Below are 25,510 nucleotides of genomic sequence, written 5' to 3'. Positions count from 1 at the left end.
GAAAAGGAAAGAGGCAGGTGCCGCGGATGTCCGCGGCACCTGCCCCTTGGTTCCGGCAGGTTGTTCCGGCAGCGTCAGGCCCCGGCCGGTTCCTCGTACTTGGGGAACACCGGCGTGGGCGCAGGCAGGGACGTCCCTGCCGCGATCGGGGTGGAGATGGCGGTGAACTGCCGTGCCTCGCCCTCCGGCTGGCCCAGCGCATCCAGGAGTTTGGCCATGGAGCCGGGCATGACCGGCTGGGCCAGGATGGCCACGATCCGCAGCACCTCCAGGGTGACGTACAGGACGGTGTTCATGCGCTCGACGTCGGTCTTCCGCAGCACCCAGGGGGCCTGGTCGGCGAAGTAGGCGTTGGTGTCGCCCAGGACCGTCCAGACCGCCTCCAAAGCGCGGCTGAATTCCTGCTTTTCGAACGCGGCGCGGGCCGCCTCCAGGAGTCCGCCGGCCTGTTCCAGGATGGCCCGGTCGGCGTCGGAGAAGGTTCCCGGGACGGGCACCTCTCCCCCGCAGTTCTTGGCCACCATGGACAGGGAACGCTGGGCCAGGTTGCCGAAGTTGTTGGCCAGGTCCGAGTTCATCCGGCCAACGATTGCCTCATGGTTGTAGCTGCCGTCGGCGCCGAACGGCACCTCGCGGAGGAAGAAGAACCGCACCTGGTCAAGGCCGTACTGCTCCACGAAATCGGCAGGGGCCACCACGTTGCCCAGGGACTTGGACATCTTGACGCCGTTGTTATGCAGGAAGCCGTGGATCATGACCCGCTTGGGCAGCTCCAGCCCGGCGCTCATCAGGAACGCAGGCCAGTAGATGGCGTGGAACCGGGAAATGTCCTTGCCGATGATGTGGACGTCGGCCGGCCAGAACCTGCGGAACTTATCGGACTCGATGTCCGGGTAGCCAACGCCGGTGAGGTAATTGGTCAGTGCGTCCACCCACACGTACATGACGTGGTTGCTGTTGCCCGGGACGGGCACGCCCCAGTCGAACGTGGTGCGGCTGATGGACAGGTCCTCCAGGCCGCGGCGGACGAAGCTGATGACCTCGTTGAACCGGGACTGTGGCGCGCCGAATTCCGGCTGGGCCTCGTAAAGCGCCAGGAGCCTGTCCTGGTACGCGGAGAGCCGGAAGAAGTAGCTCTCCTCCGCCGTCCAGGTCACCTCGGTGTCCGTCTCCTTCGAGTAGCGCACGCCGTCGTCCCTGACCACGGTGTCGTCCTCGCCGTAGAAGGCCTCGTCCCGGACCGAGTACCAGCCTTCGTATTTGGACAGGTAGATGTCGCCGTTGGCTTCCATCTTCTTCCAGATGGCCTGGGATGCGGCGTAGTGGTCCTCGTCCGTGGTGCGGATGAACCGGTCGTAGGAGATGCCGAGGGCCGCGTGCGCCGCCTTGTAGATGTCCGCGTTCCGGTCCACCAGCTCCTTGGGAGTGATGCCTTCCTTCTCCGCTGTCTGGGCGATCTTCATCCCGTGCTCGTCAGTGCCGGTCAGGAACATCACGTCGTAGCCGTCCAGCCGCTTGAAGCGCGCCATGGCATCGGTGGCGATGTACTCGTAGGCATGGCCGATGTGCGGCACACCGTTGGGGTAGGTGATGGCCGTGGTGATGTAGAACGGCGTTTTCTCTGAAGCAGTCACGTGCGGACGGTTACCTTCGGTGCGGAGGGATGGGCTAGATCAGTTCGGTAAGGCTGTCGCTCAGCCTGACCAGTTCGTGGTCGTGGGAGGCCACCAGCACGGCGATGCCGTCGGACGTGGTGTCCTTCAGGATGCTGATGATGCGGTTGGCCGACGCCCGGTCCAGGCTGGCCGTGGGTTCGTCCACCACCAGCACCCGGGTGCCAAGGATCAGGGCGCGGGCGATCGCGACGCGCTGGCGTTCGCCGCCGGAAAGCTGTGCGGGACGGTGCCGCATGCGCCGGCCCAAGCCCACCAGGTCCAACAGGTCCTTGGCCATGTCGCGGCGCTGCTCCACCTCGCCGTCCGGGACGGCCGGGAGCAGGACGTTTTCGAGCGCGCTCATCCCGTCGATCAGCGCACCGCCCTGGTCCACGTAGCCGATCAGGGCCCGACGGCGGTCGGCAATTTCGTCGTCGCCCATGGTTTCGAGCGAGTCGCCTTCCCAGAAGACGCGTCCCGACGTCGGCAGCGTCAGTCCCGCGCCGACGGTGAGGATGCTGGTCTTGCCGGAACCGCTGCGGCCGGCAACGCAGTGCATTTCACCCGCGTGCAGTGTCAGGTCGAAGCCCTCCACCACGCTGACGGCCTCGGCCCCGCCCTTGCCGCCGCCGTAGCGGATGGTGATGTCACTCAGCTCCAGCGGGGTGGCGTGGTCGGCCGCCTTGACGATGGTGTTGGCGCGGGTCTGCAGGGGAACCTCGCCGGAGCCGCCCCTGCGGCTCCGCTGGACATTCGTCGGGTTTGTCATTGGACCACTTTCGTTGCAATCGGAATCCAGCAAAGTACTGCCACAAGGCCGGCGACGCCTGCCCACAATGCGGCATAGGGGGCCAGGAGAAGGCCTATGCCCAGGGCGCCCAGCACGCCCAGGGGCAGGGCGACGGTTCCCACCAGCGCGTTTTCGAACAGGCGGACCTGGCGCAGCATATCCGGGTTCCAGCCCATGGCCTCGAGGATGCCCAGGTATTGGCGCTTGGCGTTGAGCTCGAACCTGCCGGTCACGAGGGTCAGGACCAGGCCCACGACAACGCCCGCCAGTGCCAGCAGGATGCTGGGCAGGGCAACGCTGGCCGCCGCCAGCCCGCTGAGCGCGCTGGCACCCGCGGCCCGCGGGATGTCGATGAGGAGTGCGATCAGGCCACCGACGGCGGCACCGAAGACACCCACGGCTACGGCAAGGGCAATTGTGTTGAACTTTTGGGTGCCCAGTTGGCGGTTGGCGAACGTCAGCGGCGAATCCACCGGGATGAGCCGTTCGTCATGCTGCGGTTCCTGGTCGATGACGTCACGGTGGCGCAGCTGCTGTGCCGCGAAGAGTGCCGCGGCAACGTAGAGCAGCAGGACGGCGGCGCACACCAGGGCGGTGGACAGGCTCCAGCTGATCAGGCTCAGCACAGTGCCCACGACGGCCAGCAGGACCGCGCCGACGCCGAATTCCTCCAGCACCCAGCTGCGGATCCGCCGCTGGGTCCAGCCCATGGCCCGCAGGGTTCCGGCTTCGCTGCGCCGTTTCCGGATGTAGCTGACCGTTGATGCCCCGGTGAGCAGCGCCGCCCCGCACAGGGTCAGAAAGAGCAGGGTGATGTTGGTGCCGGACAGGGAGCCGGTGACGGCCTCGGCGGCGTTCTGGCGTACCCAGGACTGCTCGACGGTGCCCAGGTTCGATTCCTTGCCGGCGTCGTCCTTAGAGTACCCGGGAACGAAGATGCTCGTGTCTTCGCGGGCGGAGCCGGCCACGATGGTCGCTTCGAGCCCCATGTCACGGATCTCGGCGGCGAGCTTTTCGACGTCGGGCTGCGCTTCCTTCCAGCTGCCCGGAGCGTTGGCGCGGACGCGGACAGCATCGATGACGCTGGCGTTGTCGGTGTAGCCGCGTGCCGCGGCGAGTCCGTAGTAATCGGTGATGGCGCCGGCTGACTGGCTGGCCAGTCCGGTGGCGCTCAGTGACGGCTTGAGCTCGGTGGACTTGACGTCCTTGCCGTCAGCGTCCTTCACCACGGTGAACGGGGTGGGGTCGTAGCCGCCGAGGGGAAGCTTGTTGACGTCGCCTGCGGCCTGCGCCACGGCGGCGGGATCGAAGGTTCCGTACACCATGGCCAGCGGGGAGGCCTGCTTCTGCCCGTTGGACAGGTTGTCACGGTAGGACCGCTCGTCCACGGGCTCGCGCTGCGTCTGGTCCACCGGGGCACCGTTGGCGCTCTTCTCGGGGAGCCTGTTGACCGTGACCCATTCGCCAGGGACGGCGTTCTTGTCCACGGCGCCGTTGGCGGAGGTTTCGCCGTCGGTGTACTTCGGGGCGGACGCAAAGTCGGTGCTCCACTTAGCCGGCGTGTAGAGGCCCTGGTTAAAGTTGCCGTTGGCACCCAGGAGCGAGGTGTGGTCGGTGGAACCGGGCCAGGACAGCGCGAACGGGTCCTTGGAGACGAACGGCAGGTAGTCCTTGTCCAGGGACCGGGTGGCAGTGCCCACCTCATTGATGACCTTGCCGGAGTCGTCGATCTCCTCGATCTTGACGTTGTACTTCAGGTCCAGTGACGTCCCGGAGCGGACGACGAGGGGGATCGCCTGAGAGTCGGCAGTGAGCTGGCCGGTGCGCTTCGCCTGCTGGTACTGGGTCATCAGCGGCGCCCAGTACTTGAGCTTCACGCCCAGGAAGTCCGGTCCGTCCTTGAGTTCGTCGAGGCCGATGCCGTTGCTGAACAGTCCTTCCAGGTAGCGTCCGACGGCGCCGGCGTTTCGGGCGTCCGCCGGCGGAGCTTTCTCCAGCGGGGCAAGGAAGTCGCCGGCCGTTCCGAGGAGCGCGCGCTCGGCTGCCGGGTCCACGGCCACGACCGATTCAGTCACCTCGGGTGCGAGGGGCAGCGACACGGAGAGGTTGAAGAGATTGTGCTCGGAACCGCCCGCCGGTGAGGGGAACTTGATTCCGGTTTCCCCCTGCGGTGCTGCGATGCGGATACTGCTGCCCCCGGCGGCCTTCTCCTCCACGAGCTTGGCCTTGCCCAGGGTCCCCTCGGCGGTGGATTTAAACAGCGTCTGTTCGGAGACGCCGTCGGAGCTGACGGCGCTGGCTGTCAGCCGGTACTTTTTGGCGGTGTCGCTCAGCACCGATTCGGCGGCAGGCCACTTGTCCGGGGAGGTGGCACCGGCGGCCTGGTCCGCGGTTGCCGTGCCCGCGAGCCCGGCGTTGTAGCCCAGGTAGTCCATGGCATCCAGGCGCGGCGCCTCCAGGTTCTGCGTGACCCGGGAGACGAGGCTGATGGGGGCTGCCACGGCAGTGCCGGACAGCTTCCTGATCGAATCCAGCTGTTCGAAGCTGATGCCGCCGGTGCCGTTTGCGATCTCGGGCTGCAGCAGTGCTCCGGACGGCGCCTTGGCCTGGACCAGGACGTCGTAGAGGCCCCGTGAATTTTCATCCACGGTCCGGTTGAGTGCAGCCTGCGACTGGCTTTGGACGAGGACCGACAAGCACATTGCTGCGATCAAAATGGCCGCGGTCAGCAGCAGCACCTTGCTCCTGATGAACCTCTGGACGGCGTTCATTGAACTCCCTGGAACCTGGATTGCGGGCGCACAGCCGTGTCGGCCACGCAGCGGACATGGACGATGGAGGACGGATGTGCAAAAGGTATTGGCCGGCCTGCCGGGCCGGTCCTGAAACAGGACCTAGCCATTGTAAGCAGACCGGCCAATCAAATGTGGCCGCGCCGGACCCGCCGGGCGGCGGCACGTTGGGCGGTGTTTGGTGCGCCCTGGTGGAGGCTAGTCCTCCAGGTCCACTTCGCGGACCATCTCGGCGCCGATGCCGGCCTTGATGGCATCCAGGACCTGCTGCGGCACCGAACTGTCGATGGTCAGCAGCGCCAGAACCTGGCCGCCTTCGTCGTGGCGGGCCACCTGCATGCCGGCGATGTTGATGTTGTTCATGCCCAGGATGTGGCCGATGGTGCCGATGACGCCGGGACGGTCGGCGTAGGCCACCACCACCAGGTGCTCGCTGATCGGGATCTCAACCTCGAAGCCGTTGATGCCCACCAGCTTTTCGATCTGCTTGGGACCGGTGAGCGTGCCGGACACGGAGATCTGGCTGCCGTCGCTGAGCGCCCCGCGCAGGGTGAGCACGTTGCGGTAGGACTCCGTCTCCGGGGTGGTGATCAGGCGGACGTTGATGCCGCGCTGCTCGGCGATCACGGGGGCGTTGACGTAGGAGACCTGCTCGGTGACGACGTCCGCGAAGATGCCCTTCAGCGCTGCCAGTTCCAGGACCTTGACGTCCAGCGAGGAAATCTCGCCTGCCACCTCGACGTCGAACTGGGTCAGCGAGTCGTGGGTCAGGGCCGTGAAGATGCGGCCCAGCTTCTCGATCAGCGGGATGCCGGGGCGCACGTCCGGGGCAATGACGCCGCCGGCGACGTTGACCGCGTCGGGAACCAGTTCGCCGGCCAGGGCCAGGCGCACGGACTTGGCCACGGAGACGCCGGCCTTTTCCTGGGCTTCGTCGGTGGACGCGCCCAGGTGCGGGGTGACCACCACGTTGTCGAGCTTGAAGAACGGCAGGTCGGTGCTCGGCTCCTTGGCGAACACGTCGACGCCGGCACCGGCGATGTCGCCGTCCTGCAGCGCGGTGAACAGCGCTTCCTCGTCCACCAGGCCGCCGCGGGCAACGTTGACGACGTAGGCGGTGGACTTCATCTTCTTGAACGCGTCCGCGCCCAGCATGCCCACGGTTTCGGGCGTCTTGGGCATATGGATGGTGATGAAGTCGGACTGCGCCAGGAGCTCATCAAGGGTCACCAGCTGCACGCCGAGCTGGGCTGCGCGGGCAGAGGTGATGTAGGGATCGTAGGCAAGGATCTTGGTGTCGAAGCCCTTGAGGCGGGCTGCGACGAGCGCACCGATGCGGCCCAGGCCGATGATGCCGATCTTCTTCTCGAAGAGTTCGATGCCGGTGTACTTGGAGCGCTTCCACTCGCCGTCCTTGAGGGCGGCGCTGGCCTGCGGGATGTGGCGGGCCAGGCTGAGGATGTGGCCCACGGTCAGTTCGGCGGCGGACACGATGTTGGACGTGGGCGCGTTGACCACCATCACACCGGCCTGGGTTGCGGCCTTGATGTCCACGTTGTCCAGGCCCACGCCGGCACGGGCGATGACCTTCAGGTTCTTGGCCGCCGCGATGGCTTCTGCGTCCACTTGGGTTGCCGAGCGGACCAGGATGGCGTCAACGTCGCTGATCGCCGAGAGCAGCTGGGAACGGTCTGCACCGTCGGTCTGGCGGATTTCAAAGTCCGGGCCGAGGGCCTCGACGGTGGCGGGGGAAAGTTCTTCGGCGAGCAGTACTACGGGTTTTGACACGGCTGATCCTCTGCGTTGCAGTCCTGGGGATGGAAACAAGTCTAGGCCGACGGAAAGGCCGGGCTCACATTGTTAAGTGTGAACCCGGCCTCATCGCGGCACGTTGGCCGGCTCTTGCGCGTTGAAGGCGCGCGGGCCTTAGCGGGCTGCGGAGCCTTCGACGTAGTCGGCGTCCTGCTGCTGCCAGGAGAACAGGGCGCGCAGTTCGCGTCCCACCTCTTCGATGGGGTGCTGCTCGGCCTTGGCGCGGAGTTCCTTGAACTCCACGCCGCCGTTGTCCTGGTCCTCGATGAAGCGCTTGGCAAAGGCGCCGGACTGGATGTCGGCCAGGACGGCCTTCATGTTTTCCTTCACCTCGGGGGTGATGACGCGGGGACCGGAGACGTAGTCGCCGTACTCTGCCGTGTCGGAGACGCTCCAGCGCTGCTTGGCGATGCCGCCCTCCCACATCAGGTCGACGATGAGCTTGAGCTCGTGGAGGACCTCGAAGTAGGCGATCTGGGGCTGGTAGCCGGCTTCGGTCAGGGTTTCGAAGCCGTACTGGATCAGCTGGGAAACGCCGCCGCACAGGACGGACTGCTCGCCGAAGAGGTCCGTTTCGGTCTCTTCGGTGAAGGTGGTCTTGATGACGCCGGCGCGGGTGCCGCCGATGGCCTTGGCGTAGGACTTGGCCAGCTCCCAGGCGGAACCGGAGGCGTCCTGCTCAACGGCAATGATGTCCGGGATGCCGCGGCCGGCTTCGAATTCGCGGCGCACGGTGTGGCCGGGGGCCTTCGGGGCGACCAGGATGACGTCCACGCCCTCCGGGGCCTGGATGTAGCCGAAACGGATGTTGAAGCCGTGGGCGAATGCCAGGGCCTTGCCGGGCTTCAGCTTGTCCTTGATGGACTCGGTGAAGATCGAGCGCTGGTGCTGGTCCGGCGCCAGGATCATGATGACGTCGGCCCATTCGGCGGCGTCGGCAACGTTCTTGACCGTGAAGCCGGCGTCCTCGGCCTTGGCGATCGACTTGGAGCCGTCCTTGAGGGCGATGACAACCTCGACGCCGGAATCGCGCAGGTTCTGCGCGTGGGCGTGGCCCTGCGAGCCGTAGCCCACAATGGCTACCTTGCGGCCCTGGATGATCGACAGGTCGGCATCGTCGTCGTAGAACATTTCAGTCACTTGCGTAACTCCTCTTGAGTGGTGTGTAGATAGTGGTCTTGCGGTGCTGCGGTTACGGGCACGGTGCCCGCCAAAGCGCGCGGCCTAGGCGGAGCGCAGTGCCCGGTCACTCATGGAGCGGGATCCCCGTCCAACGGCCAGGGTGCCGGACTGCACAATTTCGCGGATGCCGAAGGGCTCAAGCACCGAAAGCAGTGCGGTGAGCTTTTCGGGGTGGCCGGTTGCCTCGATGACGACGGAGTCGGTGGACACGTCCACCACCGAGGCGCGGAACAGGTCTGCAGCCTGGGTCACCTGCAGGCGTGTCGCGGCATCCGCACGTACTTTGACCAGGATGTGGTCGCGCTGTACGGAAGATTCGGAAGTCAGCTCGACAATTTTGATCACGTTGACCAGTTTGTTGAGCTGCTTGGTGACCTGTTCGATCAGGTCACCGTCAGCGTCGACCACCACGGTCATCCGGGAGATGCCGGGAACTTCGGTGGGGCCGACGGCCAGGGAGTTGATGTTGAAGGCGCGGCGGGCAAACAGGCTCGCGACGCGGGTGAGGACGCCCGGCTTGTCTTCAACCAGCACGGACAGTGTGTGGCGGCTCATCGTCAGTCTTCCTCTTCCCAGTCCGGAGTCATGTTGCGGGCAACCTGGATCTGGTCGTTGCTCACGCCGGCGGGCACCATCGGCCACACCATGGAGTTGGGGCTCACCACAAAGTCGATGACCACGGGGCGGTCATTGATCTCGAGGGCCTTCTGGATAGTGGCGTCGATGTCCTCGTCGCGTTCGCAGCGGAACGAGGCGCAGCCGTAGGCCTCCCCCAGCTTGACGAAGTCCGGGATGCGGACCGTGTCATGGCCGGTGTTGAGGTCCGTGTTGGAGTAGCGGCCCTCGTAGAACAGGGTCTGCCACTGCCGCACCATGCCCAGCGAGGAGTTGTTGATGACGGCAACCTTGATGGGGATGTTGTTGATGGCGCAGGTGGCCAGTTCCTGGTTGGTCATCTGGAAGCAGCCGTCGCCGTCGATGGCCCAGACCACGCGGTCCGGTTCGCCCACCTTGGCGCCCATGGCGGCGGGCACCGCGTAGCCCATGGTGCCGGCTCCGCCGGAGTTCAGCCAGGCGTGCGGGCGCTCGTACTTGATGAACTGGGCAGCCCACATCTGGTGCTGCCCGACGCCCGCGACATAGACGCCTTCCGGGCCGGTCAGGGCACCGATGCGCTCGATGACCTTCTGCGGTGCGGTGAGGCCGTCCTCCGGTTCCGTGAACCCCAGCGGGTAGGTTTCCTTAAGGTTGTTCAGGAAGGCCCACCACGTGGTGAGGTCCGGTGTTCCGGACTGTTCGAACTGCGCGCGCACGGCTTCGGTCAGTTCGGGGATGATCTCCTTGACCGAGCCGACGATCGGCACGTCGGCCGCGCGGTTCTTGGAGATTTCGGCGGGGTCGATGTCCGCGTGGATCACCTTGGCGTTGGGCGCGAAGGTCTTCAGGACGCCGGTCACGCGGTCGTCAAAGCGCGCACCGAGCGTGATCAGCAGGTCGGACTGCTGGAGCGCTGTGACGGCCGAGACGCTGCCGTGCATGCCGGGCATGCCCACGTGCTGCGGGTGCGAATCGGGGAAGGCGCCCTTGGCCATCAGCGTGGTGACCACGGGGGCGCCGGTGGCCTCGGCCAGGGCATGCAGTTCTTCGCTGGCATGGCCCTTGACCACACCGCCGCCGACGTACAGCACGGGCTTGGAGGAGGCGGCGATCAGCTTGGCGGCTTCACGCACCTGCTTATTGTGGCCCCGCGTCACGGGACGGTAGCCGGGCAGGTCCACCTTCGGGGGCCAGGAGAAGGTCATCTGGCCCACCTGGGCGTCCTTGGCGACGTCCACCAGGACCGGGCCGGGACGTCCGGTGGAGGCCAGGTGGAAGGCCTCTGCCATGACATGCGGGATGTCGTTGGGGTCGGTCACCAGGAAGGAATGCTTGGTGATGGGCATGGTGATGCCCACGATGTCGGCTTCCTGGAAGGCGTCAGTGCCGATTACGGCACTGGACACCTGGCCGGTGATGGCCACCAGCGGCACGGAGTCCATGTGGGCATCCATGATGGCGGTGACGAGGTTGGTGGCGCCGGGGCCGGAGGTGGCGATGCAGACGCCCACCCGTCCCGTCACCATGGCGTAGCCTTGCGCGGCGTGGCCGGCTCCCTGTTCGTGACGGACCAGCACGTGGTTCATGGTGGAGGCCATCAGGGGGTCGTAGGTGGGCAGGATCGCGCCACCAGGCAAACCGAAAATATCGTCGACGCCGAGTTCTTCGAGCGAGCGGACAATAGCTTGCGAGCCGGTCATCACCGTTGGGGGTACAACGTTGTTCGGCCCAATGACAGGAGAGGCGGCAGCAAGGTCGACGACGACGGCGTTGTCAGCCGTCCGGTCGGCGCGTTCCGGAGCCTTGGTGGCTCCAGGGGACTTGGCAGCCATCAGCGAGGGGCTGATAGGCGATCCTTTGCTCATCGGACTCTTCCTTGTGGATCATCAGTAATGGACTTCGGGGAATAAAAAAACCCCTCAAGCCTTGCTGGCTCTTCGAGGGGTTTCGCGCGTGACAGTTCGTTGCCGGGGCTAGTGTGCCACGCGCTTGGTAAGGACGACGACGGTGCCGGCGGTAACGAAAGTCATGCGTTCAGTTTTCCCTCTGGTGTGACGGGTGTCAACGCGGGACTACCCCATCTCACCATGTGGACAACGATGTCCACTCTTTGATCCTAGTCGACGGAAGGACCCAACCGCAGCCCGCGCGCAAAGACGCAACGCCAACTAACCGCAGCCTACGCGCAAAAGGCAGAAGCGCTTAATACGGCGGAGGCCGAGGGTCCCGATGGCTTCGGCGCCACGCACCGAAGCCATCGGGAAGGCCTCAGCCGCAGCAGGCGCCCGTGCTGGCGCTGTGCACCAGCTTGGCATACTTGGCCAGCACGCCCTTGGTGTAGCGGGCGGGCAGCGGCTCCCAGCCCTGCCTGCGCGATTCGAGCTCGGCATCGTCCACCAGCAGGTCGAAGCTGCGGGCGGCGATGTCGACCCGGATCCGGTCGCCGTCCCGGACGAAGGCGATGGGGCCGCCGTCGACCGCTTCCGGCGCCACGTGGCCGATGCACAGGCCCGTGGTTCCCCCGGAGAACCGGCCGTCCGTCAACAGCAGCACGTCCTTGCCCAGGCCGGCGCCTTTGATGGCGCCGGTAATGGCGAGCATTTCCCGCATGCCCGGGCCGCCCTTGGGCCCTTCGTAGCGGATGACGACGACGTCGCCGGCCTTGATCTGCCCCTTGTCCAAGGCATCGAGGGCACCCTGTTCCCGTTCGAACACCCGGGCGGTGCCCTCGAAGACGTCCGCGTCGAAGCCGGCGCTCTTGACCACGGCGCCTTCCGGGGCCATGGAACCGTGCAGGATGGTGATGCCGCCGGTCTTGTGGATGGGGTTGTCCAGCCCGCGCAGGATCTTGCCGTCCACGTCCGGCGGGTTGATGGCCTCCAGGTTTTCGGCCACGGTCCGTCCGGTGACGGTGAGGCAGTCGCCGTGCAGCAGGCCGGCGTCGAGCAGCGCCTTCATGATCACGGGCACGCCGCCGATCCTGTCAACGTCGGTCATGACGTAGCGGCCGAACGGCTTGAGGTCGCCCAGGTGGGGGATCCTGTCGCCAATGCGGTTGAAGTCGTCAAGGGTCAACTCCACCTCGGCCTCGCGCGCAATGGCCAGCAGGTGCAGGACCGCATTGGTGGACCCGCCGAAGGCCATGGTGACGGCGATGGCGTTCTCGAAGGCTTCCTTGGTCATGATGTCCCGGGCGGTGATGCCCTTGCGCAGCAGGTTGACCACGGCCTCGCCCGACCTGCGCGCAAATTCGTCGCGGCGGCGGTCTGCCGAGGGCGGGGCCGCGGAACCCGGCAGGGACATGCCCAGGGCCTCGCCGATGCAGGCCATGGTGTTGGCGGTGTACATGCCCCCGCACGCCCCTTCGCCGGGGCAGATGGCCTTTTCGATTCGGGTGAGGTCCTCCCGGCTCATCTTCCCTGCGGCGCAAGCCCCCACGGCTTCGAAAGCGTCGATCAGGGTGACTTCCTTTTCCGAGCCGTCCTCAAGCTTCACCCAGCCGGGCATGATCGACCCCGCATAGAGGAAGACGCTGGCCAGGTTAAGCCGGGCGGCGGCCATGAGCATGCCCGGGAGGGACTTGTCACAGCCTGCCAGCAGCACGGAGCCGTCGATCCGCTCGGCCTGCATGACGGTTTCCACTGAATCGGCAATGACCTCGCGGGAAACCAGGGAAAAGTGCATGCCTTCGTGGCCCATCGAGATGCCGTCGGACACGGAAATGGTCCCGAATTGCATGGGGAAGCCTCCACCGGCGTGGACGCCCTCCTTGGCGCCCTGGGCAAGCCGGTTCAGGGACAGGTTGCAGGGGGTGATTTCGTTCCACGAACTGGCGACGCCGATCTGGGGTTTGGCAAAATCGTCGTCGCCCATGCCGACTGCGCGGAACATGCCGCGTGCCGGCGTCGCGTGGATGCCGTCGGTCACCGCCCGGCTGCGGGGTTTGATATCAGGCGTGTTCTCCGTCTGGGTCTGGCTCATGAGGGCAAGTCTATGACCGCCATCACCGCCAAAAGCACCCCCGGCGGCACCCTAATCCGGAATTTTCCACGGACTGCGCAGCCCTGCCCTCCCGGCCCGCCCGGCAGCAGGCGGCAACCGCAGGGGCGTGCCGTGCGGAGAACGGGTCCGGTCATCATCCGCGGGACGCTTCGATGCCGGCGTCGGTGCTGGCCAGCGGGTTCTGGACAGCAGTGGTGACCCGACGTAGCGTCAGGGCTGAACAGCATGAAGCCAAGTGAAGGGATTGCCGTGGACATCGTCATGTGGATCGTCATCGTACTCGTCGTTATCGGCGTGGTGTGGTGGCTGGTCAACCGCAACAACGCCGCCAGGAACCAGGGGGGCGGCAGGTCCGTGGACAGCGGCACTGCGCCGGCGCCCCGCGATACGGGGGTCCGGACCGACGGGGCCCTCTCCGGCGGCAGTGCCGCGGCCTCGGCGGAGGCTGCGGGAACCGCAGGCATTGCATCGGCGGCGGGCTTCGGCCGCCCCGCTGAGCCGGCCGCCCCGACAACAGCCGAAGAGACCCCTGCGGCCGACGAACGTCCTGAAGCAGACGGAGGCCCGGGCACAGCAGGTCATCGCGCGGCCGAGGAACCGGGGGCCGCGGCACCCGCAACGGCGGACGAGCCGGCCGCACGGCCTGCAGCAGACGCGGCGCCCGCCGGAGAGACGTCACAGACGGAACAGGCGGAGCCGCACGATGGGTCCCGCCGGGCTGAGCAAAGGCGGCAGGACGAGGCGGAGTGGGAAACCCAGTGGTCCGAGGCCGGCGGCACAGCGTCCACCGCAGCCGGACACCATGCTCCTGCATCTCCGGACGCCGGGAACGGCTTGCCGCCAGCGGCGCCCGTCCACCACGCCGAGTACACGGAGCCGCATGCCCCCACGCTCCCGGGGGCGGAAACGGCCGCCGTGGAAGAAGCAGACGACGCCGGGAGGACGGGCGCTACGGCCGCATCCGCCGGCGCAGGCCACATCTCGGCCCCGGCGACGGACCATGCGCCCGTCGCCAACGCGCCCCACACGGAGGAGCCCGGCGCGCCCCAGGCAGGGGAACCCGGCGCCCAGCAGGCGGAACCGGCCAGGGACGGCAACACGCCCGCCTACCAGGCCGGTGCAGCGGCCGAGACAGCAGACCGGACCCAGTCGTCGGCCCTGGTGGAAAACGGCGCCGACCACCGCCAGGCGCCCCCGGAGGCAGCCGCGTCGCCGGAGCCGCAGGGACACCTTGCCGCAGACGAACCCTACGGCACGGGGTCGGCGGCCCCCGCCGCGGACGGAAGCGGGCCCGCCGGTTTCACAGTCAAAGGCGACGCCGGCTCGATGGTCTACTACGAGGAAGACCACCCCGAGTTCGAACAGACCCGGGCCGAGGTGTGGTTCGAGTCGGCTGCCCACGCCGAGGCCGCAGGTTTCCGCGCTCCCCGACGCAGGCGGCTGTAGGCACCCGACCAGCTCCCCGCGGACCAACCCGGCCCTCCTGCCGCACAGCCCGCTCCTGTGTGTTCCAATTCACACCGGAGCGGGCTGTTCCGTTGGGGCCGGAAGCGCCGCCGGCCGGAGGTTCAACGCCCCCAAAAACCGCTGAATGACGCGGATTTTCCCGTCTGCGCACACGCCGGGACAGCACCCACACCCCCGATTTCACATGCACCAAAAGTTCGTGTAGAGTTTCATGTCGTTGCGGAGGTCAACGGGAAAGAAAAAGCCTGATGACCACAGCAAACAAGATGCACCTCTAGCTCAATTGGCAGAGCAATTGACTCTTAATCAATGGGTTCCGGGTTCAAGTCCCGGGGGGTGCACCAACAACGAAAGCCCCTGGCTCGCGGAAACGCCGGCCAGGGGCTTTTGCGTTGTCTGGGTCCGGCCAGAAACGCCAGGTGCCGGACTGGCCGGTCCCTCCCCCGCCGACAGTGATCGGCCTGGCACGCAAACCCACAGGCGCGGCGGCAAACAAAAAGCGTGGCCCGGGTCTCCGGGCCACGCTTGGTGGTTAAGGGCTGTGCAGGACTTAGCTGGAAGGGTTGTCCACCAGGGCGCCGGCATTGTTGGGAGTCGTGGCGAACTGGCTCGCCAGCTCCCTGACCACTGACTTGAGCTCCTGGCGCAGGGCTTCGGGATCGATCGACGACGCCGCCAGGACCGACCGTTCCATCTCCACGGCCTCGGCCACTGCCTGCTGCCCCCGTTCTGTCAGGGACACCACATGGCTGCGCCGGTCGGAGGTGCTTCGGACCCGGGCGATGTGGCCGTGCGCCTCGAGCCGGCTCAGTGTCTTGCCCATGGTCTGGGCCTGGACACGCACGTATTGGGCGAGTTGGGCCTGGGTCATGGGACCTTGGGCAGCCAGGACCTCGATGGCGATAACGCCGGCGTGGGTCAGGCCGATGGCCGCGAGTTTCTCGTTCCAGGAATGTTCGACGAGGCGCGCGGCGGTGGACAGTAGGCGCCCCGTGGGCCAATGATCCATATCAGGCATACAAGCAAGTATAGCCAAGCACCGATTAGCACTGATTCCTCCTGCTTACTAGGCTGTTGTGTCCCGCCCGCTACCAGGAGAAAAACAATGGCTGAAAGACTCGTTACCGGGGCCGAAGCACCCGCGTTCACCCTCAAAGACGCAGCCGGCAAGGACGTTTCCGTTCCCTTCCGCTCCGGCCGGCGCACCATCATCTACTTCTACCCGGCCGCGGCCACCCCGGGCTGCACCAAGGAGGCCTGCGACTTCCGCGACAGCCTGGCGTCCCTCCAGTCCTCCGGCTATGACGTGGTGGGCGTGTCCCCCGACCCCGTCAGCAAGCTGGCAAAGTTCGCCGCCGCGGAGGAACTGACTTTCCCCCTCCTTTCGGATGAGGACCACGCAGTGGCTGCGGCCTACGGCGCATGGGGCGAAAAGAAGAACTACGGGAAGACCTACGAGGGCCTCATCCGCTCCACCGTAGTGGTGGATCCGGAGGGGAAGGTGGAGCTTGCACAGTACAACGTCCGGGCCACCGGGCATGTTGCCAAGCTGCGGCGGGACCTTAAACTCGACGACTGACCGAGGGCCCTGCCGTGGAGGCCCGGCGGCGCCGCTACAATGGAAGCTGGCATCCGCCGTCGTACCCTCTACGGACATGCGCTTCCCTCGAAGCGCTCCGCACAGCGGTCAGCGGCAGGGCATCCCGCGCGAGTGGTGAAATTGGCAGACACGCAGGATTTAGGTTCCTGTGCCTTCGGGCGTGGGGGTTCAAGTCCCCCCTTGCGCACACGTCACACACGACAATCCTCCGGTTCCGGCCGGGGGATTTTCGCGTTTAAGCAGGTGGATCGGGAAAAAGTTCACCGTTTCCCCCATCCGGAAGGGCCGGGCGCCCGAATGCACTGTGAGACGCCAGCCACAGCGCAGGTGCCCACCAGCCGGATTGAACCACTACCGCGGACACCCCGTCCGCGGCCGGCCAGCAACTACAAAGGAGAACGCAATGCAGACATTCAAGCGCACAACTTTCACGGTCGCCGGCGTCGCCGCTGCCGCCCTGCTCAGCCTGACTGCGTGCGGCGGCTCCGGAAGCACGTCCGGTTCCTCGTCCGCTCCCTCCGCCGAACCGTCCGCCTCCAGCATGGCCCCCTCCCCCTCGGCGAGCTCCAGCGCCTCGGCAGGTGCCATGGATCCGGCAGCCAACCTGGTGGGCCCGGGCTGCGCCGGTTACGCGGAGAAGGTGCCCTCGGGAGCCGGCTCGGTGGAAGGCATGGCCCTTGACCCCGTGGCCGTGGCGGCTTCCAACAACCCGCTCCTGACCACCCTCACGTCCGCGGTCTCGGGCAAGCTGAACCCCAAGGTCGACCTGGTGGACACCCTGAACGGCGGCGAGTTCACCGTGTTCGCGCCGGTGGATGAAGCCTTTGCCAAGATCGACCCCGCCACCATCGAAACCCTCAAAACCGACGACGCCCTCCTGAGCAAGATCCTCACCTACCACGTGGTTCCCGGCCAGATCACGCCCGACAAGATCGCCGGCACGCACGCCACGGTCCAGGGCGGCTCCGTGACGGTCACCGGAAGCGGCGACACGCTCAAGGTCGACGACGCCAACGTCATCTGCGGCGGTGTAAAGACCAAGAACGCCACCGTCTACCTGATCGACTCGGTCCTGATGCCCAAGTAATCCGGCACCGGACTCCCGGCCCAAAACCCCAAAGCTGGGCCCGCGACAGCGGGCCCGGCTTTGGCGCGTTGGACCCGCCCCCGGCACGAAGGCACCGGCCCGTGCGTTGTCCTCCTGACCGGACCGGGCGCCTTGCGGCCGGTCCACTAGACTATGTCCCGGCCCGCAACCGGCGGGGCCGGCATGATCCAGGGGTGATATTCGGGTGACCAGCAGTACATCGCGGCGGACGGTGCTCGCTGCCGGCGCCGCCTTCCTGGCGTGGGGCGTAAGCTCCTGCACCGGCGCTCCGGCGCCATCACCGTCGTCGGGGTCCCCAGACTCGGACGGGCCGTCCGAGCCCACAGCCACCTTCAACTTCGGCACGGCAGCCCAGCCGCTGGGCCTGGACCCTGCGCTGTCCAGCGACGTCGAATCACAGCGCATCACCCGGCAGATCCTCGAAGGCCTGGTGGGGGTGGACCAGACCACCGGCAAGCCAACGCCGCTGCTGGCCACCGAGTGGAGCGAATCCAACGAGGGCCGGACCTACACCTTCAAGCTCCGCACCGGAGTCACCTTCCAGGACGGCACACCCTTCAACGCCGACGCCGTGGTGGCCAACTTCAACCGCTGGTTCGGCTTCACGGCCGAGCTGCGCAGGCAGGCGCCGGGCAGCTCCTTCAAGGGCGTTTTCAAGGCCCACTCAGACGAAGCGGCGCTGTCCATCTTCAAGAGCTGCACGGCCGTGGATCCCGCCACCGTCCAGATCGACCTCACCCAGCGTTTCACTGCGTTCCTGCAGGCCCTGACCCTGCCCGCCTTCGCCATCGCCTCGCCGGCAGCCCTGGCGGCCGGCAAGGCCGACGTACTGGACCAGGCCCGTGCAGGCCGGCCCATCTCCGCCTTCGGCTCCGCGCCGGTGGGTACCGGCCCGTTCAGCTTCAAATCCTGGAACGACCAGAGCGTCACCCTTGCCTCCAACCCGCGGTACTGGGGTGACCGGGGCCAGATCGGCACCCTCAATTTCCTGGCCTACGACCACCCCACCACGCGGCTGCAGGCCCTGCTGGACGGCAGGGTTGACGGTTATGACGCCGTGACGGTGGGCAACTTCGACCAGTTGGTCAAGCGCGGAAAGCAAATTGTGCAGCGGGATCCGTTCTCGGTGATGTATGTGGGCATCAACCAGGACATCCCCGTGCTGCAGAACCTCAAGGTCCGGCAGGCCATCGAGCTGGCCACCGACAAGGAAACGCTGATCCGCAGGTTCTTCATCGACAACACGGCCAAGGCGACCCAGTTCGTTCCACCCAAGATCAGCGGATTCAACAACGACGCCCCCGAGCTGGGCCACGACCCCGCCAAGGCCAAGGAATACCTGAAGGAAGGCGGCTACGCCGGCGAGGAACTCAAGTTCTACTACCCCCTGAACGTCACCCGCCCCTACCTGCCGACACCGGAAAAGGTCTACGCCGAAGTCAGCAGGCAACTCACGGCCGCGGGGTTCAACATCCGCCCCGTGCCCGTGGATTGGGCGGACGGCTACCTGCAGAAGGTCCAGTCTCCAGGTGACCACGCCCTGCACCTGCTGGGCTGGAACGGGTCCTACTCCGACGCGGACAACTTCGTCGGGCCGCTTTTCGGCGAAAAGAACGGCGAATTCGGCTACCAGGATCCGCAGGTGTTCTCCAAGATCAACCGCGCCCGCGGACTGCCCGAGGGCGAGGAGCGGGACGCCCTGTACCGCTCCATCAACGCCCAGATCGCCGACACCGTACCCGCGGTGCCCATTGCCTTCCCGATCTCCGCCCTGGCCTTGTCCGACCGGGTCCTGAGCTATCCCGCCTCTCCGGTCTTAAGTGAAGTTTTCACGAAGGTGCAGCTAAAGCCTTGACGGAGCGGCCCAATTTCAGTATGTGGGCTGGACGGGGATATTCTGTGACAGCCAGAGCCGCTGCAATCGGAGACTGATCGTGACCTTCATTTCCAAGACCCCACATGCCGACGTCGTCCTGATTGGCGGCGGCATCATGAGCGCGACGCTGGGGGCATTCCTCAAGCAGCTGGAGCCCAACTGGACCATCTCCCTGTTCGAGCGCCTGGACCACCCCGGGCTTGAAAGCTCGGACCCGTGGAACAACGCAGGAACCGGCCACGCAGCCCTCTGCGAGCTCAACTACTCCCCCGCAGCCAAAGACGGCTCGGTCAACCCTGCCAAGGCACTGCTCATCAACGAGCAGTTCCAGCTGTCCCGCCAGTTCTGGTCCCACCTGGTGGACAACAGCCTCATCGGCTCGCCCAAGGGCTTCATCAACACCGTCCCGCACATGAGCTTCGTCATCGGCGACGACCACACGCGGTTCCTGAAGACCCGCTACGAAGCCCTCAAGCCCCACACGCTGTTCCGGAGCATGGAGTACTCCGAGGACCACGGCCAGATCGCCAAGTGGGCCCCGCTCATCGTCAAGGGCCGCGACCCGCAGCAGAAGATCGCCGCCACCCGCGCCGCCGAGGGCACCGATGTCGACTTCGGCGCACTCACCCGCGAGCTGACCACCTACCTGGGGAACAACGGCGTCGAAATCAACTACGGCCACGACGTCACCGGCATCTCCCGCGCGTCCGACGGCGGCTGGGACCTCACGCTGAAATACCCCAAATCCGGTGAACACGGCCGGATCCACGCCAAGTTCGTCTTCGTGGGCGCCGGCGGCGGTGCCCTGCACCTGCTCCAGGCTTCAGGCATCCCGGAAAGCAAGGGCTACGGCGGTTTCCCCGTGTCCGGGCAGTTCTTCCGCTGCACGGACGAGACGATCGCGGCGCAGCACAGCGCCAAGGTCTACGGCCAGGCGTCCGTGGGCGCACCGCCCATGTCCGTACCCCACCTGGACACCCGGTTCGTCAACGGCAAGCGGTCCCTTCTGTTTGGACCCTACGCCGGCTTCTCCACCAACTTCCTGAAGAACGGCTCCTACCTGGACCTGCCACTGTCCATCCGGCCGGGCAACATCATCCCCATGCTGGCCGTGGCAAAGGACAACATGGACCTCACCGCCTACCTGGTCAAGGAAGTGGTGAAGAAACACGAACAGAAGGTCGAAGCGCTCCGCGAGTACTACCCGGAGGCCAAGGGCGGTGATTGGGAACTCATCACCGCCGGCCAGCGTGTACAGATCATCAAGAAGGACCCGAACAAGGGCGGCATCCTGCAGTTCGGAACGGAAGTCATCGCCGGCCGCGACGGCTCCATCGGCGCGCTGCTCGGCGCGTCGCCCGGTGCCTCCACCGCTGTACCGATCATGATTGAGCTGCTGCAGAAGACGTTCCCGAAGAACTTCAAGGGCTGGCAGTCCAAGCTGAAGGACATGATGCCCGGCTATGGGGTCAAGCTGGATGAGAATCCGGACCTGGCCGCGGAGCTCGAGCGCGCAACGGCGAAGTCCCTCCAGCTGGAGAGCGTGTCCGCGGGCCGCTGACCCCTCCGGGGCCGGCCGGCGGCTCCCGGGCACGAGCCGCACTTAACCCCGAGGAGTCAATGCAATGTTCCGGCTGGCCCACCTGTCCCTGGCGAACCGGGCCCTGATCGCCCTGATCACCATCTTCGCGTCCGTCTTCGGTGTCATCACCATGACGTCGCTGAAGCAGGAGCTCATCCCGTCCATCGAGTTCCCGCAGATCACGGTGCTGACTTCCATGCCGGGAGCCTCGCCCGAGGTGGTGGACAAACAGGTCAGCGGCCCGCTGGAAATGGCGCTCAACGGCGTCGAGGGACTGGAATCCACGTCTTCCACGTCCCGCAACGGCGTATCCCAGATCACCTTGGCGTTCACCTACGGGTCCAATCTGGACCGCGCCCGCAACCAGATTGACCGGGCCATCTCGAATGCCAAGCGTTCCTTGCCGGCCGATGTCCAGCCACAGGCCATCGCGGGCAGCATCAGTGATTTTCCCATCGTGTTCCTGGCGGTCTCTTCCGACAAGCCGCTGAGCGAGCTGAACGCGGACCTGGAGCGGCTGAGCGTTCCCCGTTTGCAGAAGATCGACGGCGTACGGGGCGCCGACGTCACCGGCGGCGCCACCCAGCACATCGAGATCCTTCCCCGCAATGATGCGATGGCGTCAGCCGGTGCCACCATCGGCTCGCTCCGCGACACCCTCAGCAATAACGGGGCGCTGGTCCCGGCCGGAACGCTGGAGGAACAGGGCAAGACCCTTTCCCTCCAGATCGGCAGCCCCGTGGATTCCCTCGACGCCGTCAAGGCCCTCCCGGTCACCGGAGCCAGGGACGGCGCAACCATCGGCTCGGTGGCGGACGTGTCCATCAAGGACGACGAGCGGACGTCAATCACCCGCACGAACGGCGAGGAGACCCTGGCCGTCTCAATCACCAAGAAGCCCGAAGGGGACACCGTCGGGATTTCCCATGCCGTCCGCGACAGCCTGGCCGACCTGGAGGCGGAACTGGGCTCCAACGCCAAGTTCACCCCGGTGTTCGACCAGGCGCCGTTCATTGAGAAATCCATCAAGGACCTCACCACCGAGGGCCTGCTGGGGCTGGGCTTCGCCGTCGCCGTCATCCTGGTGTTCCTGCTCTCGGCCCGGTCCACCCTGGTGACGGCCGTGTCCATCCCGCTCTCCCTGCTGATCACCTTCATCGGCCTGTCCGCCACCGGCTATTCGTTGAACATCCTCACCCTGGGCGCGCTGACCATCGCGATCGGCCGCGTGGTGGACGACTCGATCGTGGTGATCGAGAACATCAAGCGCCACCTCACCTACGGCGAGGACAAGGTCACAGCCATCCTTACTGCCATCCGTGAGGTTGCGGGAGCAATCACCGCATCCACGCTGACCACCGTGGCCGTGTTCCTTCCCATCGCGTTCGTGGGCGAACTGGCCGGCGAGCTCTTCCGGCCCTTCGCGTTGACGGTGACCATCGCCCTGCTTGCCTCGCTCCTGGTGTCGCTCACCATCGTTCCCGTGCTGGCCTACTGGTTCCTCCGCAGCCCTGCTGCGGCGACCGGCCCGGCGCCGGCGGCATCACCGGCGAAACCGTCCACGGCAGCCTCTACCCGGGCGGAGGCCCAGGAAAAGGAGGAGCGCAGCCTGCTCCAGCGCGGCTACCTGCCCGTCCTCACCAAGACGCAGAGGCACCCCGTGATCACGCTGGTGGCCGCGGTGCTGATCCTGGGCGCCACCGCCGCCATGACACCCCTGCTGGCCACCAACCTGCTGGGCAACTCCGGACAGAACAGCCTGACCGTGCGCCAGGTGCTGCCGGCCGGGACCAGCCTGGCGGGCACCAGTGCCGCTGCCGTCCGCCTCGAGGGCGTGCTGCGCGGCATCGATGGCATCAAGGACGTCCAGGTCACCTCCGGCAATGCCCAGGCCGGGTTTGCCGCCCTGGTGTCGTCCGGTTCGTCGAACTCGACCTTTACAGTGGTCACCGACGAGAAGGCCGACCAGGCAGAGCTCCAGAACACCGTCCGGACGGAACTGGCCAAGGTCCCGGATTCCGGCAAGATCTCCGTGGGTACCCAGCAGGGCGGCTTCGGCACCTCCTCCTCGGTGGACATCACCCTGAAAGCCGCCAACACCGCCGACCTGCAGAAGGCCAGTGATGCGATGGTCGCTGCAATGGCGGATGTCCCCGGAGCCAGCGAGGTGGAGACCAACCTCGCTGCCAGCCAGCCCGTGGTCCAGGTCAAGGTGGACCGCGCCAAGGCCGTGGCCGCCGGCCTCAACGAAGAACAGGTGGCCGGAGTCCTCGCTGCGACCATCAGCCCCGTGCCCGCCGGCACGGTGCGGATCGACACCAACGACTACCCGGTCCGGATCGGCCAGGGAACCAGGTTCACCAGCATCGAAGCTGTCCGCAACATCCCGCTGCCTGCTGCAGGGCGGCCGGTGACACTGGGCAGCATCGCGTCCGTGGAACAGGTGGAGGTACCGGTTTCGATTACGGCCAGCAACGGCCAGCGCACGGCGAAGGTGTCGGTGACGCCGTCCGGATCAAACCTGGGGGCCCTCAGCACCGAAGTCCAGGGCCGGCTGGCGGACGTGCAGCTGCCGCCCGGTGTCACTGCCGAAATCGGCGGTGCCACCACCCAGCAGGCAGAGTCGTTCCGGCAGCTGGGCCTGGCCCTGCTGGCGGCCATCGCCATCGTCTACGTCATCATGGTGGCCACCTTCAAATCCCTGGTGCAGCCGCTGATCCTGCTGGTCTCGGTGCCCTTCGCAGCCACCGGCGCCGTGGCGCTGCTGTTGGTCACGGGCGTCCCCCTCGGCCTGCCGTCCCTGATCGGCATGCTGATGCTGGTGGGCATTGTGGTCACCAATGCCATTGTGCTCATCGACCTGATCAACCAGTACCGGAAGCCACGGACCGGCCCCGCCGGGACAACCCTGCCCGGGATGAACGTCGAGGAAGCCATCCGTCACGGAGCACGGCAGCGCCTGCGGCCCATCCTGATGACGGCGCTGGCCACCGTGTTTGCCCTAACGCCGATGGCGATGGGCCTAACCGGCGGCGGGGGCTTCATATCCCAACCCCTGGCGGTGGTGGTGATCGGCGGCCTGGTTTCCTCCACCGCGCTGACCCTGATCCTGGTTCCGGTGCTCTACCGGCTGGTGGAGGGCCGCCGGGAGAAGAAAGCCCTGCGCCGCCAGCTGCACGAGCGGCCGGAGTTTGGGCCGGCATCGGATGTCGACGCCGAGTTCCGCGACTGGACCACCGGTGAAGTGCCGCGTGTCAGCGGCCGCCGCGCCGCCCCCGGGGCTCCCGAGTAGCAGCAGCTGTTTCCGGACCGCAGGGCCCGCACCATTGAACGGTGCGGGCCCTGCGGGTTTAAGGCGGGAATATTCCGCAGGCCCAGGCGTTACACCGGACACAATAGATGCAAATGCATCTAATTTGGAGTAGAGTGGATGCAAGCCACGAAGCCCAGGAACGGAAAGGCACATCATGCAGATCGGTGTTTTCAGCGTCAGCGACATCACCACGGACCCCACCACGGGCCGCACCCCCACCGAGCACGAGCGGATCAAGGCTTCGGTGGCCATCGCGAAGAAGGTCGAAGAGATCGGCATGGACGTCTACGCCCTCGGCGAGCACCACAACCGGCCCTTCTTCTCCTCTTCCCCCACCACGACGCTGGCGTACATTGCCGCGCAGACGGAGCGGATCATCCTCTCCACCGCCACCACGCTGATCACCACGAACGATCCCGTGAAGATCGCGGAGGACTTCGCCATGCTGCAGCACCTCTCGGACGGACGCGTTGACCTGGTCCTGGGCCGCGGCAACACCGCTCCGGTCTACCCGTGGTTCGGGAAGAACATCCAGGACGGCGTGGAACTGGCCATCGAAAACTACAGCCTGCTGCGGAAGCTGTGGGACGAGGACACCGTGAACTGGTCCGGCAAGTTCCGCACCCCGCTGCAGAACTTCACCTCCACCCCCCGCCCGCTGGACGGCGTCGCCCCGTTCGTGTGGCACGGGTCCATCCGCACCCCGCAGATCGCCGAAGTGGCGGCCTACTTCGGGGACGGGTTCTTTGCCAACAACATCTTCTGGCCCAAGGAGCACTACCAGCAGCTGATCGGGCTCTACCGCGAGCGGTACGAGCACTACGGCCACGGCACGGCAGACCAGGCGATCGTCGGCCTCGGCGGACAGTTCTTCATGAGGAAGAACTCCCAGGACGCGGTGCGCGAATTCCGCCCCTACTTCGACAACGCCCCGGTCTACGGCCACGGCCCCTCGCTGGAGGACTTCACGTCCCAGACCCCGCTGACCGTTGGCAGCCCGCAGGAAGTCATCGAGAAGACGCTTACCTTCCGCGAGTACTTCGGCGACTACCAGCGCCAACTGTTCCTGATCGACCATGCCGGCCTTCCGCTCAAGACGGTCCTGGAACAGCTCGACCTCTTCGGCGAGGAAGTGCTCCCGGTGCTGCGCAAGGAATACGCGGACCGCAAGCCGGCCCAGGTGCCGGAACCGCCCACCCACGCTTCGCGGGTCGCTTCCCGGCTGGCATCGGAGGCCGAAAAGACCACGGCGGAGGCATGATGGCCGCCGGAAAATCCGATTCGCCGGTCCGCCTGGCGGCGGAGGCCTGGGAGTCGCTGTTCAGGGCGCAGGTGGCCGTCATGCGAAAGCTTCAGGCCGGCCCGGCGTTCAAGAAGCTGGCCCTCAACGAGTACGACGTCCTCTTCACCCTGTCCCGGTGCCCGTCAGGCTGGCTGCGGCTGAATGAGCTCAACGACAACGTCCTCCTCAGCCAGTCCAGCCTGAGCCGGCTGGTGGAAAGGCTGGAGAAGCGCGGCCTGGTCTGCCGGATGCCGGCACCTGAGGACGGCCGCGGGGTACTGCTGCAGCTCACGGACCAGGGCCGCGAGCTGCAAAAGGAGATTGGCCGCGAACACGTCCGCGACATCTCCGCACTGGTAGGGCCCGCGTTGACTCCCGCCGAGCAGAAGGAGCTGCGCCGGTTGACGGACAAGCTCCGGAACTCGCTGGGACCGCTGCCGCGGTAGCGGCCG

Annotated in this window: 17 protein-coding genes and 2 tRNA genes; 10 read left to right on the top strand and 9 right to left on the bottom strand. The window is 66.3% G+C overall.

The window, feature by feature from the left end:
- Positions 1–74 precede the first annotated feature (74 nt).
- The 8 genes from metG to ilvD form a co-directional block, all read right to left on the bottom strand.
- Entirely contained in the window at positions 75–1,634 is a 1,560-nt protein-coding gene (metG, locus tag AS031_RS04330) for a methionine--tRNA ligase (RefSeq protein ID WP_058266852.1), read from the bottom strand.
- Positions 1,635–1,668: 34 nt separating this feature from the next.
- Positions 1,669–2,424, bottom strand: a complete 756-nt coding sequence (locus AS031_RS04325; protein WP_058266851.1) for an ABC transporter ATP-binding protein — start codon at positions 2,422–2,424, stop codon at positions 1,669–1,671.
- On the bottom strand, positions 2,421–5,216 hold the full coding sequence (locus tag AS031_RS04320; RefSeq protein WP_058266850.1) for an ABC transporter permease: 2,796 nt from the start codon (positions 5,214–5,216) through the stop codon (positions 2,421–2,423). The genes AS031_RS04325 and AS031_RS04320 overlap by 4 nt, the downstream gene beginning before the upstream one ends.
- A gap of 219 nt (positions 5,217–5,435) precedes the next feature.
- Positions 5,436–7,025 (bottom strand): phosphoglycerate dehydrogenase, encoded by a 1,590-nt coding sequence (gene serA, locus AS031_RS04315; RefSeq protein ID WP_058266849.1) that lies wholly within the window; start codon positions 7,023–7,025, stop codon positions 5,436–5,438.
- Between the two features lie 138 nt (positions 7,026–7,163).
- Positions 7,164–8,189, bottom strand: a complete 1,026-nt coding sequence (gene ilvC / locus AS031_RS04310; RefSeq protein ID WP_058266848.1) for a ketol-acid reductoisomerase — start codon at positions 8,187–8,189, stop codon at positions 7,164–7,166.
- A gap of 84 nt (positions 8,190–8,273) precedes the next feature.
- Positions 8,274–8,786 carry an acetolactate synthase small subunit gene (ilvN, locus tag AS031_RS04305; protein ID WP_003801493.1) on the bottom strand — a complete coding sequence of 171 codons (513 nt, stop codon included), beginning with the start codon at positions 8,784–8,786 and terminating at the stop codon, positions 8,274–8,276.
- 2 nt (positions 8,787–8,788) lie between these two features.
- A complete protein-coding gene (locus AS031_RS04300) occupies positions 8,789–10,693 on the bottom strand; it encodes an acetolactate synthase large subunit (RefSeq protein ID WP_058266847.1) in 1,905 nt (634 codons plus the stop codon).
- Positions 10,694–11,096: 403 nt separating this feature from the next.
- A complete protein-coding gene (gene ilvD, locus AS031_RS04295) occupies positions 11,097–12,809 on the bottom strand; it encodes a dihydroxy-acid dehydratase (protein WP_058266846.1) in 1,713 nt (570 codons plus the stop codon).
- A gap of 246 nt (positions 12,810–13,055) precedes the next feature.
- Here ilvD and AS031_RS04290 point away from each other — a divergent pair, with 246 nt between their 5' ends.
- Together AS031_RS04290 and AS031_RS04285 are read left to right on the top strand one after the other, a co-directional pair.
- Positions 13,056–14,276: a sunset domain-containing protein gene (locus tag AS031_RS04290; protein WP_228379561.1), complete on the top strand. Its 1,221-nt coding sequence runs from the start codon at positions 13,056–13,058 to the stop codon at positions 14,274–14,276.
- Positions 14,277–14,565: 289 nt separating this feature from the next.
- Positions 14,566–14,641 (top strand) — tRNA-Lys (locus AS031_RS04285).
- Positions 14,642–14,847: 206 nt separating this feature from the next.
- On the opposite strand, the gene AS031_RS04280 is transcribed toward AS031_RS04285, so the two are convergent.
- Positions 14,848–15,306, bottom strand: a complete 459-nt coding sequence (locus AS031_RS04280) for a MarR family winged helix-turn-helix transcriptional regulator (RefSeq protein ID WP_058266844.1) — start codon at positions 15,304–15,306, stop codon at positions 14,848–14,850.
- Between the two features lie 96 nt (positions 15,307–15,402).
- Between AS031_RS04280 and bcp the strand changes: the two genes are divergently transcribed.
- The 8 genes from bcp to AS031_RS04240 all read left to right on the top strand — a co-directional run bounded on the left by bcp (position 15,403) and on the right by AS031_RS04240 (position 25,504).
- On the top strand, positions 15,403–15,876 hold the full coding sequence (bcp, locus tag AS031_RS04275) for a thioredoxin-dependent thiol peroxidase (protein ID WP_058266843.1): 474 nt from the start codon (positions 15,403–15,405) through the stop codon (positions 15,874–15,876).
- Positions 15,877–16,002: 126 nt separating this feature from the next.
- A tRNA-Leu gene (locus tag AS031_RS04270) sits at positions 16,003–16,084 on the top strand.
- 216 nt (positions 16,085–16,300) lie between these two features.
- On the top strand, positions 16,301–16,984 hold the full coding sequence (locus AS031_RS04265) for a fasciclin domain-containing protein (protein WP_058266842.1): 684 nt from the start codon (positions 16,301–16,303) through the stop codon (positions 16,982–16,984).
- A 205-nt stretch (positions 16,985–17,189) separates the two neighbouring features.
- Positions 17,190–18,860: an ABC transporter substrate-binding protein gene (locus AS031_RS04260; protein WP_082641939.1), complete on the top strand. Its 1,671-nt coding sequence runs from the start codon at positions 17,190–17,192 to the stop codon at positions 18,858–18,860.
- Positions 18,861–18,939: 79 nt separating this feature from the next.
- A complete protein-coding gene (locus tag AS031_RS04255) occupies positions 18,940–20,442 on the top strand; it encodes a malate:quinone oxidoreductase (protein ID WP_058266841.1) in 1,503 nt (500 codons plus the stop codon).
- 64 nt (positions 20,443–20,506) lie between these two features.
- The gene (locus AS031_RS04250; protein WP_058266840.1) at positions 20,507–23,755 is read left to right on the top strand and encodes an efflux RND transporter permease subunit; all 3,249 of its coding nucleotides are present in this window, start codon (positions 20,507–20,509) and stop codon (positions 23,753–23,755) included.
- 175 nt (positions 23,756–23,930) lie between these two features.
- Complete coding sequence (locus tag AS031_RS04245) at positions 23,931–25,037, top strand: LLM class flavin-dependent oxidoreductase (RefSeq protein ID WP_058266839.1); 1,107 nt, start codon at positions 23,931–23,933, stop codon at positions 25,035–25,037.
- Entirely contained in the window at positions 25,037–25,504 is a 468-nt protein-coding gene (locus tag AS031_RS04240; protein ID WP_058266838.1) for a MarR family winged helix-turn-helix transcriptional regulator, read from the top strand. Before AS031_RS04245 ends, AS031_RS04240 begins: the two co-directional genes overlap by 1 nt.
- Positions 25,505–25,510: the final 6 nt, after the last annotated feature.

The sequence above is a fragment of the Pseudarthrobacter enclensis genome, assembly GCF_001457025.1.
Lineage (GTDB): Bacteria > Actinomycetota > Actinomycetes > Actinomycetales > Micrococcaceae > Arthrobacter > Arthrobacter enclensis.
Note: the sequence above shows the minus strand (reverse complement) of the source record. Positions and strands in the feature narration are given on the sequence as shown.